Origin of the sequence: Aeromonas media, assembly GCF_020423125.1 — a bacterium.
GTDB lineage: Bacteria > Pseudomonadota > Gammaproteobacteria > Enterobacterales > Aeromonadaceae > Aeromonas > Aeromonas media.
In genome coordinates, this window is record NZ_CP075564.1 from 1,266,485 (window position 1) to 1,281,610 (window position 15,126).

Genomic DNA, 15,126 nt, shown 5'->3' on the forward strand with positions numbered 1-15,126 from the left:
ACTCTGATGAAAACCCTTATTGCCTCCCTGTTGCTGCTGGCGGGCTTGTTCGGCGCCGGTCAGGCCAGCGCCGCCATCGACGTCTACACCTTCGACAGCGATGCCCAGGAGCAGACCTTCCGCGAGTTGACCAAGGAGCTGCGCTGTCCCAAGTGCCAGAACCAGGACATCGCGGACTCCAATGCCGGGCTCGCCAAGGATTTGCGGGACAAGACCTACCAGATGGTACGCGAGGGCAAGGAGAAGCAAGAGGTGGTGGATTACATGGTGGCCCGTTACGGCAACTTCATCCTGTATGATCCGCCCCTGATGGCCTCCACCCTGATCCTCTGGCTTGGCCCCCTGCTGGTCATCGTCATCGGCGCCACCACGGTCGTGGTGCGCAGCCGCCGTGCCCCGGCGGCGACAAAACGAATGGATAACGCCCTGAGCGAAGAAGAGCGGCGCCGTCTGGCCGAGTTGCTCAAAGAGGAAGAGAAACAATGACCGCATTTTGGATAGTGATCGCGGCCCTGCTGGTGCTGGCGAGCCTGGCGCTGATCCTGCCGCTGTGGCGCGGCGAGGGCAGGCAGAGCATCAGCCGCTCGGCGCTCAACAAGCAGCTCTACCGTCAGCGTCTGCTGGAGATAGGCGAGGAGCGTGAGCAGGGGATACTGGCCGAGGAGTCCGAGTCCTTGGTGGAGCTGCAACGCAGCCTGCTGGACGACATCCCCGACGTGGAGCAGAGCGCCCGTGGCGGCAAGAGCCTGACTTGGATCCCGGGTGTGCTGGTGCTGGTGGTGGTGAGTCTGGGGCTTTATTACAAGCTGGGGGCCTGGCAGGAGGTGAGCCGCTGGCAGGATGCCAGCAGCCGGCTCGGGGAGCTGAGCAACCGTATCCTGGTGGAGCGGGATAGCAATGTCACTGAGCAGGATCTGCTGGACTTCACCCTGGGGCTGCGCACCCGGCTGAAAGAAGAACCGAGCGACTATCGTGGCTGGCTGCTGCTGGGGCGTCTGACCCTGGATGGCAATGACCCCGAGATGGCCCGCGAGGCGCTGGAGCGGGCCTACTCCCTGGCCCCGCAGAAGGCCATGGTGGCGGTGCCCTATGCCCAGGCCCTGATGATGACGGGGGAGGAGGCCAGAGCGGATCAGCTGCTGCAGGCGGCTATTGCCCAGGATCCGGCCAACATAGAGGCGCGCTCGGTTCATGCCTTCATGGCGCTGCAAAAAGAGGACTTCCAGACCGCGCTGGTTCGCTGGCGAGCCATGTTGCCGCTGCTGGAGCAGGGCTCGACCCGCCACGCCATGGTGGAGCGCTCCATCGAGTATGCCGAGCAGCAGCTCAAGCAGCGTGGCATGGCGGCAACCCAAAGCAAACAGGCACAAACCCAGGTACTGGCGGTGAAGGAAGGGGAGTTCCCGTTGCACATCACTCTGGCGCCAGGCATCCAGTTGCCTGAGGACGCTCACCTGTTTGTGTTTGCGGTGATCCCCAACGGCCCACCCATGCCCATCGCGGTCAAGCGCATCCCGGGCCCGCAGTTGCCCCTCACCCTGTCACTGGGGGATGGGGATGCCATGATGCAGGGCAGCAAGCTGGCGGCTCATCCCGAGCTGCAGTTCAAGGCGCGCCTCTCCCGGGGCGGCAACGTGATGAACAAGGAGGGCGCCTTCGAGGGGGTCTCGGTCACGGTATCGACGAATGCTATCCCCACAGCGCCGATTGACATCCGCATCGATCACGCACTCTAATACCTCTTTTACATAGGTAGCCCGCCCCTGGAGGGGCGAGCTACCTATAATTCATGGCAATTCCCAATAAAAAGCTTAGGACTTTCATATGTATCTGCGTTCAGGAGCATTGGCAGTGGCACTGCTGTTGGGGGGCTGTGCGGGTGGCCCTCCCAAGCCGGGTCCAGAGAGCCTGGATCTCAAGGAAACCCCCAGCCGTCCCGAAGCGACCAGCACGGCCAGCGATCCCCGTGACCCCTTCCAGGGCGCCAACCGCGCCATGTGGGCCGTCAACTATGACGTGCTGGAGCCCTATGTGGCCCGCCCCGTGGTCCATGGCTATGCCCGTTATGTGCCGCAGGGGGTGCAGGACGGTATCGCGAATTTCGTGGATAACTTCGACGAGCCGAGCAGCATGGTCAACCACCTGCTGGTCGGTGACCTGAAGGGGGCGGGGACCAACCTGGGCCGCTTCACCCTCAACACCACAGTGGGTCTGCTGGGCATCTTCGACGTGGCCAGACATGCCGGCCTCGAGCGCAACATGCTGGAAATGGACACCGTACTCGGCAAGGCGGACATCGGGGATGGTGCCTACATCATGGTGCCCGTCTACGGCCCGACCACCACCCGCGAGCTGGTGGGGGATACCATCGATACTGTGTACTTCCCCTACGCGCTGCTGACTTTCCCCATGAAATTCATTCACTGGGCGCTGGATGGCCTGGGTACCCGCGCCAAGCTCATCGATCAGGAGCGGATCATCGACAATGCGCTCGATCCTTATGCCCTCACCAAGGACTTCTACCTGCAGTACAACGACGGCAAGGTGACGGGTCGCCAGCCTGAGCTCAAGCAGCAGGGCCAGCAGGAGGATGACAGCAACCTGGACGAGTATCTGGACGAGATAGACCAGTAAGGTCAATGGTTATCAGAAAGGCGCCCATGGCGCCTTTTTCGTTGCTTTCCTGCCATAAAAAAACGCCCCGCAGTGCGGGGCGTTTTGGCATGAAGCGGCTATCAGGCAGCCAGGTTCTTGGCCACGAATTCCCAGTTGACCAGGGCCCAGAAGGTTTCCATGTACTTCGGACGCAGGTTGCGGAAATCGATGTAGTAGGCGTGCTCCCACAGGTCGACGGTCAGCAGCGGGGTGGTCCCGGCTTCGGTCAGCGGGCAGCCGGCGTTGGAGGTGTTGACGATGGCCAGGGAGCCGTCGGCTTTCTTTACCAGCCAGGTCCAGCTGGAACCGAAGTTACCGATGGCAGACTTGGTGAACGCATCCTTGAACTCGGCGAAAGAGCCGAATGCCTTGTTGATGGCATCGGCCAGGGCGCCGGTAGGCTCGCCACCGCCGTTCGGGGAGAGGCAGTGCCAGTAGAAGGTGTGGTTCCAGATCTGGGCGGCGTTGTTGAAGACACCGCCGGTGGAGGTCTTGATGATCTCTTCCAGAGACTTGCCTTCAAACTCGGTACCCGGCACCAGGTTGTTCAGGTTGACCACGTAGGTGTTGTGGTGCTTGCCGTGGTGGTATTCCAGGGTTTCCTGGGAGATGTGCGGTTCCAGAGCATTGATTGCATAGGGCAGAGCGGGAAGTTCGAATGCCATTTTCTACTCTCCATTGGCTGGTCCGTGCGAAGGCGACGGTTGCAAGACATTGCATACTCTTTTCTATGTTGAAAAGAATTGTTCTTGAAATGATGGGGCCTGAATGGCCCAAAGCCCGTCGATTGTAGCAGCATCAAAGATGAGCGAACAACTCTTGATTCTCGCCATGATCCGGATCAAGCTGCGACGTATTGATTCATCACTTCTTGCATTCGGGACCGTTTGCCAGTTTGTGGTCTGCCCGGTTTGCAGTAGAATGGCCGCCGAAATCGCTCTAGTGAGGCATTTATGGAAACTATTGAAAAGATCAAACAGCAGCTGGCTGAGAATCCCGTCATCCTGTACATGAAGGGATCCCCCAAGCTACCCAGCTGCGGTTTCTCTGCCCAGGCCTCCCAGGCCCTGATGTCCTGTGGCGAGCCCTTTGCTTACGTCGACATCCTGCAAAACCCGGACATCCGTGCCGAGCTGCCGAAATTTGCCAACTGGCCGACCTTCCCGCAACTGTGGGTCGAGGGTGAGCTGGTCGGTGGTTGCGACATCATGATCGAGATGTTCCAGGCTGGCGAGCTGCAGACCCTGATCAAGGAAGTGGCCGCCAAGCACAAGCAGGATGATGCCGCCGCCGAATAAGGTCGCATCCGCATCATGCAAAGAGGGGAGCCATTGGCTCCCCTTTTCTATGGGTACGCAGGGCCTCAGCCGATGCGCTCGATCCGTGCCATATAGAAACCGTCGAAGCCGGTCTCGGAGGGGCTGACGGTGTGGTCATCCCGCAGGCGGTAGTTTTCGTTGGCCGCGAGGAATTTGTCCACCTGTTGACGGTTCTCCTGGGGCAGGATGGAGCAGGTTGCATAGACCAGCAGACCACCCACCTTCACCATCTGGCTGTAACGCTGCAGGATCTCTTCTTGCAGGGCAACCAGCACCGGCAATCGCTCGGCGGTATCACGCCACTTGGCATCCGGATTGCGCTTGAGTACGCCAAGACCGGAGCAGGGCACGTCCAACAGCACGCGGTCGGCACTCTCTTTGAGGCGCTTGACGGTCTTGCTGCTGGTGATGACCCGGGTCTCCACGTTGTGGGCACCGGCGCGGCGAGCGCGTTGCTTGAGGTTCTCCAGCTTCCACTCTTCCACGTCCATCGCCAGCAGGCGGCCTTTGCCCTCCATCATGGCGGCGATATGCAGCGTCTTGCCACCGGCACCGGCACAGGCGTCGATGACGCGCATGCCCGGGGTCACTTCCAGCGCGGCCGCGACCAGCTGGGAGCCGGCATCCTGCTGCTCGAAGCAGCCATCGGCGAAGGCCTTGGTGCGGAACAGGGCGGCGTCAGAGGTGACCTGCAGGGCAGTATCCACCCCGTCGACGGGGATGGTGGTGACGTGCTCTTTGGTCAGAATGGCCTGCAGCTCTTCCCGGCTGCACTTGAGGGTGTTGACCCGCAGGTAGCGCTTGGGCATCCAGGCCAAGGCAGCACGCTCGGCGGGCCAGGCGTCACCCAGCTGCTCGCTGCCGAGTTTTTCCAGCCAGGAAGGGCAACCATCCATCAGCACCGGGTTCTTTTTGGCCTCGGTCAGACGGCGACGGAACGCCTCTTCGTTGAAGCGATCCAGGGTCGGGTTGTTGGGCTGGGCAATCTTGTGGAAGGCGTGCCAGCTGTGCAGCAGCGGCCAGACATTTTTTTCGGCCTGACGCACCTGGATGCCGGTGAGGAAGCAATAGAGACTGAGACGACGCAGCAGGTCGCCGGTGACCAGGGCAATCCTTGCCTGTTCTTGCGGTTTGAGTTCGATGCCGGAGAAGTGACGGGCATAGGCGCGGTCGAGGGTAAGACCCTGACCCAGCACATCGTCAACGATGGCAACGACCAGATCCCCGAAACGGGGCAACAGTGGGGATTTGAGCATGAGATTAACCTTGGCCAAAAAAGGATGAACCGGCCCGTGACACAGGAGGGTTCTGAAACGGACAAATCCGCGCCATGATAGGGGCTAGACTGCATTGGTGCAACCGTCCCCATTCGGGGAATGTACAGCGGATGGTGCTGGACTTCTCACTGTGGCAGGAAAATGATGCTGAGGCAGTTCAGGCGAACGCATTGAAAAAGGAATAAAAAGATGCAGTTGATGAAATACTCTCCGCTGGCGCTGCTGGTGGCCGGTCTGATGAGCACCACCGGCCTGGCCGCCAGTGAGTGGAATACGGTGGCGGCAAAGGCCACCGCTGCCGATGGCTATGAGGTGCGAGCCAGCCAATATCGCATCGCCACCGTACCGGCCGATTACTTCGCCGGTTTGCTGGGAGGGGAGCATCGACTGGCCCTGCCGCTGCCGGATGGCAAGGAGGTGACCTTCAGCCTGCAGCCCTATGATCTGCTGCCGGCGGACCTCGCCGCCAAGTACCCCGGGATCCGGACCTTCAAGGGACACGACGAAGCAAACCCGGTCGAAACCGGGCGTGTCGATCTCGGCCCCCAGGGTTTCCACGCCATGTTCAGCCACCAGGGCCGGATGGTGTTTGTCGATCCCCTGCGCAACGGCGAGGGTTATGCGGTCTATTACCAGCAGGATGCCCACAGCCGGCTGGAAGAGGAGGCCGATCGCGTCATCGGCAGCAAGGCCGGCACGTTGGCCCGCCAGGTGCTGGTGGATGGCAACGAGCGCAAGCGCTACGTCATCGCCATCTCGGCGGCGGGGGAGTACACCCAGTATCACGGCGGGACTGTGGAGGCCGGTCTCGGTGCCATTACCACCCTGCTCAACCGGGTCAACGAGGTGTACCAGCGTGACGTGGCAGCCGAGTTCCAGCTGGCCAGCGGCAACGACACCATCATCTTCACCGACGCGGCCACGGATCCCTTCTTCAACGGGGATGACCCGTCCGGCTCTGGCCTGAGCGACGTCGACGTCAACATGCAGGTGCAGGCCGTGGCGCAGACCCAGGGGCTCGGTGCCTTCGACATCGGTCACGTGGTGAACACCGGGGGCGGTGGGCTGGCGGGGCTGGGAGTGCTCTGCACCGCGGATAAATCGGCAGGCATGACCGGTTCCTCGAACCCGGTGGGAGATGCCTTCTTCATCGACTACGTGGCCCACGAGATTGGCCACCAGTTCGGGGCCGACCATACCTTCAACGGCACCACCGGCAGTTGCGGTGGCGGCAACCGGGAGGCCAGCCAGGCCTGGGAGCCCGGCAGCGGCAGTTCCATCATGGCCTATGCCGGGATCTGCGGGGAAGAGGACCTGCAGGCCAACAGCCTGCCCTACTTCCACAGCAAGTCCATCGAGCAGATGCGGGCGCACATGGCCACGGTGTCGAGCTGCGGCACCACCCAGAGCCTCACCAACAATGCGCCTCAGGTGGCCGCAGGCAACGACCATGTGATCCCGGCCAACACCCCCTTCGTGCTCAAGGGGGCCGGCACCGATCTGGATAACGACGCCTTGAGTTACACCTGGGAGCAGATCGATCTCGGCACCGAGTCCTTCAGCGTCGCCAGCATGGTGGACGACGGCAGTCGTCCGCTGTTCCGTTTCGTGGCGCCGACCAGCGTGCCGGAACGCACCCTGCCAAGCCTTCCCTCGTTGCTCACCAACACCCTGGCGAAGGGGGAGGCTTGGCCTGCCACCAACCGTGAGCTCAACTTCCGCCTCACGGCTCGGGACGGCAAGGGGGGTGTCAGCAGCGACGACATGAAGATCCAGGTGGTCAACACCGGCAAGGCCTTTGCCCTGACCAGTCCCCTGGTGACGCCGCTGGCAGCCGGCCAGACGCAGACCATCGACTGGGACGTCGCCGGTACCAACGCGGCCCCCATCAACTGCAGCAAGGTGGATCTCTACATGACCCGGGACGAGGGGGTGAACTGGACCCTGCTCGCCGGCGGCCAGCCGAACTCGGGGTCGGCGAGTGTCGCCATTCCGGCGGGCAGTGACGGCACCGCCAGGCTGAAAGTGGCCTGCAGTGACAACCTCTTCTTTGCCATCAGTCCGCTCAAGCTGTCGGTGACCCAGCGCGTGGAAGGGGGTGGCGGTGGTGGCGGTGCCCTCGGCTTCTGGACCCTGGCCCTGGCGTTGCTGGGCTGGCAACGGAGGCGGGCATGAGACTGGCCGGCGTGCTGCTGCTCACCCTGATAGGCGGCTGCCAGGCCGATGCCGACGCCCTGGATCAGGCGATCAGTGCCAGCCTGGCCAAGCAGGATTACCGGCTGATCGTGCGGGCCGGGCGTGGCGAGGTGGCACCCGGCATTGCGGTGGGTGAACAGGCTGCAGCCAAGGCCCGTTGTGGCGTGCGCTATCTGGACGGGTTCGGCGATGTCATCAAGCCGGATCAGAAAGAGGCACATGCCAGGCTGAGCACTTATGCCAGTGAGTATAACCAGCTCATGGTGACGCATTGCCCGGCAGCATCGGGTGCTGACAAGCAGTAATACACCAATATACCCATCCAGATGAGGGGCACTTCTGCCCCCAGGTTATCCGTGGAGGCGCCAATGGCGCCTTCATTTTTCCGCTTTTGAACGGAGTCCGCTTGTTTCACCGGAGGTGTGGAGATCGGTAGTAGCAGGTTTTTTAAGCGTGATAGCGGTTTTGTGCGGATTTTCTTTTCTGTCTGTGACGCAGATCGGCCATTTACGCTGCACCATACTTGGGATCACCAAGGTAGGGCAAGGAGGCTCTATGAAGCATGGCATTGTGGTGATTATCACCAGTTTGTCTGTTCAGGTTGCGGCAGAACCCCAGTGGACCTTCATGGATGAGAGCGCGGCAAGGGGGGGCGCCTATGATGTGCGAGCTGACAAGGTCAGAGTGGTCGTTCCGGACAAGCCTTTTGAACCCGGGCATCTTGCCAGTGTGTTGACCTTGCCACTCCCAGATGGCACTACGGTGCAGTTTGATGTTCATCCCAATACCCTGCTTCCTGACTCGTTGGCCCAGCGTTACCCTTCTATCAATACCTACAATGGCAAGGCCATCGATCAGGCCACGGATACCGGTCGATTCGATGTCACCATGCATGGTTTTCACGGTTTGTTTACTCACCGGGGGCGTACCTTTTACATCGATCCGCTTCAGGACGGTTTCTCCTATGCCGTTTATGAGCAGCAGGATGCCTGGCGGCGACAGGATGTGGATCAGGTGCTGGATTCTCTGGGAGTCGATCGCGAGCGGGCCGTGCTGGTCGATGGCAATTTGCGCAAGCGCTACACCATCGCTATCTCGGCAACCGGTGAATATACCCAGTATCACGGTGGCACCAAGGTCGCTGCACTCTCGGCCATTGCAACACTGCTTAATCGGGTCAACGAAGTCTATCGCCGTGAAGTGGGTGCCGAGTTTCAGCTTGCAGCCGATACGGACAAGGTGATTTTCACCGATCCTGCAACGGATCCCTTCACCAACTCGACCCAGGATATCGCCATCAACCAGACCCAACAGGGGCTACTGTTAAATCCAACCTTTGATTTGGGCCATCTGCTGGCGACATCCGGTGGCGGCGTGGCGACCCAGAGATCCCTGTGTAACCCCTTCAGCCGTTCACGGGGCATGACGGGGGGCTCACCGCCTGTCGGCGATGCCTTCTTTATTGATTATGTGGCGCATGAGCTGGGGCATCAGTTGGGGGCCGAACACTCTTTCAACGGCACGGCCGACAGTTGTGCAACGGGTCGCAAGGCTCACTCAGCCTGGGAGCCGGGCAGTGGCTCGACCATCATGGCCTATGCCGGGATCTGTGGTGAAGAGAATCTGCAGATCAACAGCAGCCCCTTCTTTCACAGCAAGTCGATCGAGCAGATGCGCACCCTGATGGCCTCTTTGCCCTCCTGCGGCACAGATCTGGCTCTTGCCAATAATGCGCCGGTCGTGGATGCGGGGGGCGATCGGGTGATCCCCGCCAATACTCCTTTCACACTGGTCGGCAGCGCGCTGGATCTGGACGGTAATCCCCTGAGTTACACCTGGGAGCAGGTTGATCTTGGCAATGCATCCTACAGTGTGGCGACCATGGTGGATGATGGAACCCGCCCGCTGTTTCGTTTTGTCTCTCCGACATCGGAACCCCACAGAACTTTGCCCGCCATGAGCTCGCTGATCTCGGGTGTATTGGCCAAAGGAGAGGCGTGGCCTGCGACCAATCGTAACCTTCAGTTCCACCTTACTGTGCGCGATGGGCAGGGGGCGGTGAGCAGTGATGAAATGGTGGTACAGGTGATCAATACCGGCGCGGCATTTGCTATCACTGCCCCACAGGTCGGCACCATGGTTGCGGGTAGTACCCAGATGGTGACATGGGATGTTGCAGGGACCGATCAGCCTCCCATTAACTGCTCTCGCGTGGATTTGGCACTGACACAGAATGGCGGCTCTAGCTGGACTACGCTGGCAAGCGGTCTGGCCAATAACGGCTCGACCAGTGTGGTGTTGCCTGCATCGTTGACCAGCACGGCCAGGCTGAAGCTGGCATGCAGCAATAATATTTTTTTCTCTATCAATGGAATAAAAGGTAATGCGTCGGCTACGACGGAGAGTGCAAGCGTGATTAACAATAACAGTGCGGGTGGCGGCGGTGGTGGCGGCGCAGTAAGTCTTATCGTGATCTTCCTGATGGGAGGGGCAGCCGGATGGCGCAGATATTACGGCTAGTCGCCAGTTTGCTGCTTCTGCATATATGCGCAGAACAGGTTGTGGCCGCCTCTATGACCGAGACAATAGAGGAGAGTCTTGCCGCTCAGGATTATCGGCTCATCGTACGCGGCGGGCGTGGCGGCATGGCCCCAGGAGTTGTGGAGTCACTGCAAGCAGAAGCGAGAACCCGGTGCGGGGTGCGTTATCTGGAAGGATTCGGCGATGTGATTGAGATAGGCAAGGAGGCGGAGTTCAAGCAGCGGATTGACTATGCCACCCGATATAACCGACGGATGCTGGAAAAGTGCATGCCAGAGGCGATTGAGAGGTAATTGAGAGGTAATAGTGTGCAGGTAAGCACAGCGGGGAGGCAGTTGCCTCCCCGCTGCGTTATGGCTTGTCACTGGCAGACGGGCGGAGCACAATGCCTGCGTCACTCTCTTGATGGTCGTGGAACCATTATTTATTTGAAGGAAAATCAAGATGATGGATGTTGCTGATCTGCGTCGCGAATACACCAGGGGCGGACTGCACCGGGCCGATCTGCCGGCCGAGCCCCTCGCCCTGTTCGAGAAGTGGCTGGCCCAGGCGTGCGAGGCCAGGCTGACCGATCCCACCGCCATGGTGGTGGCGACCGTGGATGCCGAGGGGCAACCCTGGCAGCGTACCGTGCTGCTCAAGCATTACGATGCCGAGGGGATGGTCTTTTACACCAACATGGGCAGCCGCAAGGCACACCAGCTGGAAGGCAACCCGCGTATCAGTCTGCTCTTCCCCTGGCACACCCTGGACCGTCAGGTGCACGTGACCGGTCGGGTGGAGAAGATGAGCACCTTCGAGGTGATGAAGTACTTCCACAGCCGCCCCAAGGACAGTCAGATAGCCGCCTGGGTTTCCAAACAGTCGACCCGCATCTCGGCCCGTGGCGTGCTGGAGGCCAAGTTCCTCGAGCTCAAGCAGAAGTTTGCCAATGGCGAGGTGCCGCTGCCGAGCTTCTGGGGTGGTTTCCGGGTGCGGATCGAGACGGTGGAGTTCTGGCAGGGGGGTGAGCATCGCCTGCACGATCGCTTCTATTACAGCCGCGAGGGGGATGGCTGGCACATCGAGCGCCTGGCCCCCTGATGAACATAGCCCGGCTCAAGAACTTCACCGAGATAGTGAAGAACAACTTCAACATCTCGGCGACGGCGGAGAAGCTCTACACCTCCCAGCCGACCCTCAGCAAGCAGATGAAGATGCTGGAGGAGGAGCTGGGGCTGGCGCTGTTCACCCGCAAGGGCAAGAACCTGGCGGGCCTGACCCCCATGGGGGAGCAGGTGATGGAGCTGGCCAAGGGGGTGGTGGCCCAGGTCGAACAGATTGGCCAGCTCTCCCTCGGTGACCAGCTGGCCACCAGCGGGGTGCTGCGCATCGCCACCACCCACACCATGGCCCGCTACAAGCTGCCCGCGGTGATCACCGCTTTCTCCCGCCGCTACCCAGCGGTGAGCATCCAGCTGCATCAGGGGGCGCCGGCCCAGCTGGCACAGATGGTAGAAAACGGGGACGTGGAGATGGCCATCGCCACCGAGTCCATGCACCTGTTCGAGGAGCTGGCGACCGTTCCCTGTTACCGCTGGGGGCGCGGCGTGGTGGTGCCCCACGGTCATCCGCTGCTCGACTGCCAGCCGCTGGCCATGGCGGATCTGGCCCGATATCCCCTCATCACTTATGTGTTCGGCTTCACCGGCAGCTCCAAGATGGACAAGGCGTTCGGCCGTCATGGCCTCAGTCCCCGCATCGTGCTGACCGCCACCGACAGCGACATCATCAAGCACTATGTGCGCCTCGGCATGGGGGTGGGAGTGATCGCCACCTCGGCGTTCGACGAGGCGGACAGGGAGAGCCTGGTCTGTCTCAACATCGATCATCTGATCGCCTCGAGCACAGCCCATGTCTGCCTGCGCAGGCACGCCCATCTGCGGGACTACATGTACGACTTCATCCACCTCTATGCTCCCCATGTGAGCCGGGAGACGGTGCAGCTGGCGCTGCTGAACCAGTCGCTCCCCACCAGTGCGGCGACCCTGCCCTGGTTGTAGCGCCGGATCTATGCCGCGGCGCGACATGGCAGGGATAGAAAGAGAGGCGTAATGGACAGGCGTCGAGGGTGCAGGGTGACGAGGCCCTCTTCCCCGAGCAGTGAGGTGAGGGGCTGCGGGAATGAGGTCAGAGAGCGATTCCAGCTGGGCGACATCGCTGGCGTGAAGGCGGTCATGGTCCTGTTCGATACGCATAAAAAATCCGAAACCAAATCAACTGGTTTCGGATTTTTACACCGCAGAGGGTCGGTCAATGGCCCCTGGATTGCCCGACATTAACGCCGCAGCGTCCCTTCTTGCTGTTTCTGCCGGGATCATCCCCCCCGCTGAAAGCGGAAGCGCTTCTTGCGCCGGTAGGGATAGACATCCTCGAACACCCCCTCCTTGATGTTGCCCTGCAGCATCTTCCAGTAGTTGGCATCGAACAGCTCCTTGTGCACCTGCATCATGATCTCCCGCACCTGGGGCTTTTGCAGCAGGAAGGTGGCGAACTCCTCGGGGAAGATGTCGTTCGGGGCCACCGAATACCAGGGCTCGGCGCTCCACTCATCCTCCGGGTAGCGCGGCGGCGGGATCTGGCGGAAGTTGCACTCCGTCATGTAGCAGATCTCGTCGTAGTCATAGAACACCACCCGGCCGTGGCGGGTCACGCCGAAGTTCTTGAACAGCATGTCGCCGGGGAAGATGTTGGCCGCCGCCAGCTGCTTGATGGCGTTGCCGTACTCCTCCAGCGCGAGCCGGGTCTGCTGCTCGTCCGCCTGATCCAGATAGAGGTTGAGCGGGATCATCTTGCGCTCGGTGTAGAGGTGCTTGATAACCAGCTTGTCGGCCGTAATGGTGAGCGCCGAGGGGGCCACCGACTTGAGCTCGGCCAGCAGTTCGGGGGAGATGCGATCGAGGGGAAACTCGAAGTTGGTGAATTCCTGGGTGTCGGCCATCCGGCCCACCCTGTCGTGCTGTTTCACCAGCCGGTATTTCGCCTTCACCTGCTCGTGGCTCACGTCCTTGGGCGGGGTGAACTCGTCCTTGATCACCTTGAATACCACATCGTAGGAGGGGAGGGTGAACACGCTCATCACCATCCCCTTGATGCCGGGTGCGATGACGAACTGCTCCCGGCTCTGGGCCAGGTGCTGCTGGTAGTGGCGATAGAGCTCTGTCTTGCCGTGCTTCTGGCAGCCGATGGCGTTGTAGATCTCGTAGTCCGGCTTGCGGGGCATGATCTGGCGCAGGAAGAGCACGAACAGGGCCGGCACAGGGGCATAGACCATGAAGTAGGCGCGGGCGAAGCCGAACACGATGGAGGCCAGCTCAGGCTCGAAGATGACGGTGTCCACATAGATGCTCTGGCCGGTGCTGAGCAGCGGCAGGATGAAGGGATGCACCTCGCCTTTCACCCGAATGAGGCCCACCAGATAGGCCCCCTTGTTGCGGTAAAACACCTCCTTCAAGAGCTCGATGGCGAATGGCTCCTCGTGCAGTATGGCCGGGCCGCTCTCCGCCAGATGGCGGTGAATGTCGATGATGTCCCGCTGCTTGTCCTCAAAGGGCAGGGTGAAGCTGTAATCCCCGAGCAGCTGGCTCAGGGTCTGCGGCAGGTGGGCAAGGTCGGTGCGATAGACTCGCAGCAAGGCGCTCAGATCCGGGTGCTCACCCCGACTGCGAAAGGGGTGGATGTAGAGATTCTCGTCGCGGATGTTGCGATGGCGGAAGATCCGGCGATAGACGGAGTTGAAGAAGGACTCCGCCACCTCGAAGTTCTCGCAGCGGGGCAGCAGATCGCTGAAGGCCCCCTTCACCTGCTTGAGCAGGGCCTGGGTCGGCAACTGCTCCCCCATCATCTGCTTGATGAGGGCGGTGGTGGCACCGACGTGATGATCATAGAGGCGAATGCGCTCGCGCCCGGCGAGCTGCACCCCCAACCAGTCGCTGTTCTCGAAGCGGCTCTTGCTGCCCTGGGTTATCTCGAGAAAGCGGCTGTAAAACGACTCGAAACGCTGCAAGATCGTCTCGGCGACCGCCTGTTCCAATGGCTGCTGCATCTCTCTCTTCCTTGTGATGTATCGGGCCGATGGCGTCTGTGCCGGTAGGCAACGGGCTCACTCGTCCGGCCACTATGGCAACATCCAAACATCTGTTCAAGTGGCAATGTTCGGGGATAAACGGTAGATTGCGCCCCTGTTTTACCGGCGGTTTGCTGCAGTTCGCGGCGTCGGCCCTGTTCAGGAGAAACCCGATGAAACTCTATTTTGTACTGGTGGCCCCCGCTCGCGCGGCCAATGTGGGTGCGGCCGCTCGCGCCATGAAAACCATGGGCTTCGATGCCATGCGACTGGTAGGGAGCCGGGTACACGAAGAGGAGGAGGCGAGCTGGGTCGCCCATGGCGCCCAGGAGATCCTGACCGAGGCACGCGCCTTCGACACCCTGGAGGAGGCCCTTGCCGACATGGATCTGGTGGTCGCCACCACGGCCCGCCAGCGTGGCCGTTATCAGCACTACCTCACCCCGGCCGAGATCCGCGATCAGATCCGCGCCAAGCCTTCCCTCGAAAAGGTGGCCATCGTGTTTGGCTGCGAGGAGTCCGGCCTCTCCAACGAGCAGCTTGCCCAGGTGGACCTCATCAGCTATCTGCCCCTCAAGGTGAGTTATCCCTCTTTGAACCTGGGGCAGGCGATCATGCTGTATGCCTACGAGATGAGTCCCCTGCTGGACGAGCCCGAGGCCGTAGCAGAAAATTTTGATGGTACCGGGCAGGTTCGCGTACTCAAATCAAAAACAGCAGAATTGCTTGGTGAACTCGGAGTTTATCAGGATGAAAAGCTGCATCAATGGGTGATGGACCGAGTACCCATGCTGCCGCAGCGGGATCTGAATATGCTGCATCTGCTCTGCAAAGACCTCGCCCGCAAGTTTGGCAAAGAGGTTTAGGTTGACAGCCCAAGGTCCGGCAAGGTATTGCTAACAACCAGTTTCGTTCAAGAGTGTTCGTCATGCAGCTATTCACCAACATCATCACCACCACCATTATTACCGGTACCACCACAGGTGGCACTGGGGCCGGTTGATGCGCTGACGAACAAGCACAGAAATCTTAA

At 60.8% G+C, this 15,126-nt stretch carries 14 protein-coding genes; 11 read left to right on the plus strand and 3 right to left on the minus strand.

Annotated elements, in window-relative coordinates:
* Positions 1–6 precede the first annotated feature (6 nt).
* The 3 genes from KI797_RS06045 (at position 7) to KI797_RS06055 (ending at position 2,634) form a co-directional block, all read left to right on the plus strand.
* Entirely contained in the window at positions 7–486 is a 480-nt protein-coding gene (locus tag KI797_RS06045; RefSeq protein ID WP_005333041.1) for a cytochrome c-type biogenesis protein, read from the plus strand.
* Positions 483–1,736 (plus strand): c-type cytochrome biogenesis protein CcmI, encoded by a 1,254-nt coding sequence (gene ccmI / locus KI797_RS06050; RefSeq protein ID WP_042648586.1) that lies wholly within the window; start codon positions 483–485, stop codon positions 1,734–1,736. The genes KI797_RS06045 and ccmI overlap by 4 nt, the downstream gene beginning before the upstream one ends.
* An 88-nt stretch (positions 1,737–1,824) precedes the next feature.
* A complete protein-coding gene (locus tag KI797_RS06055) occupies positions 1,825–2,634 on the plus strand; it encodes an MlaA family lipoprotein (RefSeq protein WP_042648587.1) in 810 nt (269 codons plus the stop codon).
* 101 nt (positions 2,635–2,735) lie between these two features.
* Here KI797_RS06055 and sodB read toward each other — a convergent pair whose 3' ends face one another.
* On the minus strand, positions 2,736–3,320 hold the full coding sequence (gene sodB, locus KI797_RS06060) for a superoxide dismutase [Fe] (RefSeq protein WP_005331469.1): 585 nt from the start codon (positions 3,318–3,320) through the stop codon (positions 2,736–2,738).
* A gap of 288 nt (positions 3,321–3,608) precedes the next feature.
* On the opposite strand from sodB, the gene KI797_RS06065 reads away from it, so the two are divergent.
* Positions 3,609–3,953, plus strand: coding sequence for a Grx4 family monothiol glutaredoxin (locus KI797_RS06065; RefSeq protein ID WP_005331467.1), 345 nt, complete (start codon positions 3,609–3,611; stop codon positions 3,951–3,953).
* A gap of 65 nt (positions 3,954–4,018) precedes the next feature.
* Here the strand turns inward: KI797_RS06065 and KI797_RS06070 are convergent, their stop codons facing one another.
* Positions 4,019–5,230, minus strand: coding sequence for an RsmB/NOP family class I SAM-dependent RNA methyltransferase (locus KI797_RS06070; RefSeq protein WP_226172011.1), 1,212 nt, complete (start codon positions 5,228–5,230; stop codon positions 4,019–4,021).
* A 210-nt stretch (positions 5,231–5,440) separates the two neighbouring features.
* On the opposite strand from KI797_RS06070, the gene KI797_RS06075 reads away from it, so the two are divergent.
* The 6 genes from KI797_RS06075 (at position 5,441) to KI797_RS06100 (ending at position 12,030) form a co-directional block, all read left to right on the plus strand.
* Positions 5,441–7,426, plus strand: coding sequence for a reprolysin-like metallopeptidase (locus KI797_RS06075; protein ID WP_042648589.1), 1,986 nt, complete (start codon positions 5,441–5,443; stop codon positions 7,424–7,426).
* Entirely contained in the window at positions 7,423–7,752 is a 330-nt protein-coding gene (locus tag KI797_RS06080) for a hypothetical protein (RefSeq protein WP_042648590.1), read from the plus strand. The genes KI797_RS06075 and KI797_RS06080 overlap by 4 nt, the downstream gene beginning before the upstream one ends.
* Positions 7,753–8,002: 250 nt before the next feature.
* Positions 8,003–9,967, plus strand: coding sequence for a reprolysin-like metallopeptidase (locus KI797_RS06085; protein ID WP_042648591.1), 1,965 nt, complete (start codon positions 8,003–8,005; stop codon positions 9,965–9,967).
* 53 nt (positions 9,968–10,020) lie between these two features.
* On the plus strand, positions 10,021–10,281 hold the full coding sequence (locus KI797_RS06090; RefSeq protein ID WP_378002259.1) for a hypothetical protein: 261 nt from the start codon (positions 10,021–10,023) through the stop codon (positions 10,279–10,281).
* Positions 10,282–10,432: 151 nt separating this feature from the next.
* Complete coding sequence (pdxH, locus tag KI797_RS06095; RefSeq protein ID WP_171273446.1) at positions 10,433–11,071, plus strand: pyridoxamine 5'-phosphate oxidase; 639 nt, start codon at positions 10,433–10,435, stop codon at positions 11,069–11,071.
* The gene (locus tag KI797_RS06100; RefSeq protein WP_226172014.1) at positions 11,071–12,030 is read left to right on the plus strand and encodes a LysR substrate-binding domain-containing protein; all 960 of its coding nucleotides are present in this window, start codon (positions 11,071–11,073) and stop codon (positions 12,028–12,030) included. Before pdxH ends, KI797_RS06100 begins: the two co-directional genes overlap by 1 nt.
* 314 nt (positions 12,031–12,344) lie before the next feature.
* Here the strand turns inward: KI797_RS06100 and aceK are convergent, their stop codons facing one another.
* Positions 12,345–14,072, minus strand: a complete 1,728-nt coding sequence (gene aceK, locus KI797_RS06105) for a bifunctional isocitrate dehydrogenase kinase/phosphatase (RefSeq protein WP_042648594.1) — start codon at positions 14,070–14,072, stop codon at positions 12,345–12,347.
* A 194-nt stretch (positions 14,073–14,266) separates the two neighbouring features.
* Between aceK and KI797_RS06110 the strand changes: the two genes are divergently transcribed.
* On the plus strand, positions 14,267–14,959 hold the full coding sequence (locus KI797_RS06110; protein WP_042648595.1) for a tRNA/rRNA methyltransferase: 693 nt from the start codon (positions 14,267–14,269) through the stop codon (positions 14,957–14,959).
* The last annotated feature ends 167 nt before the right edge of the window (positions 14,960–15,126 follow it).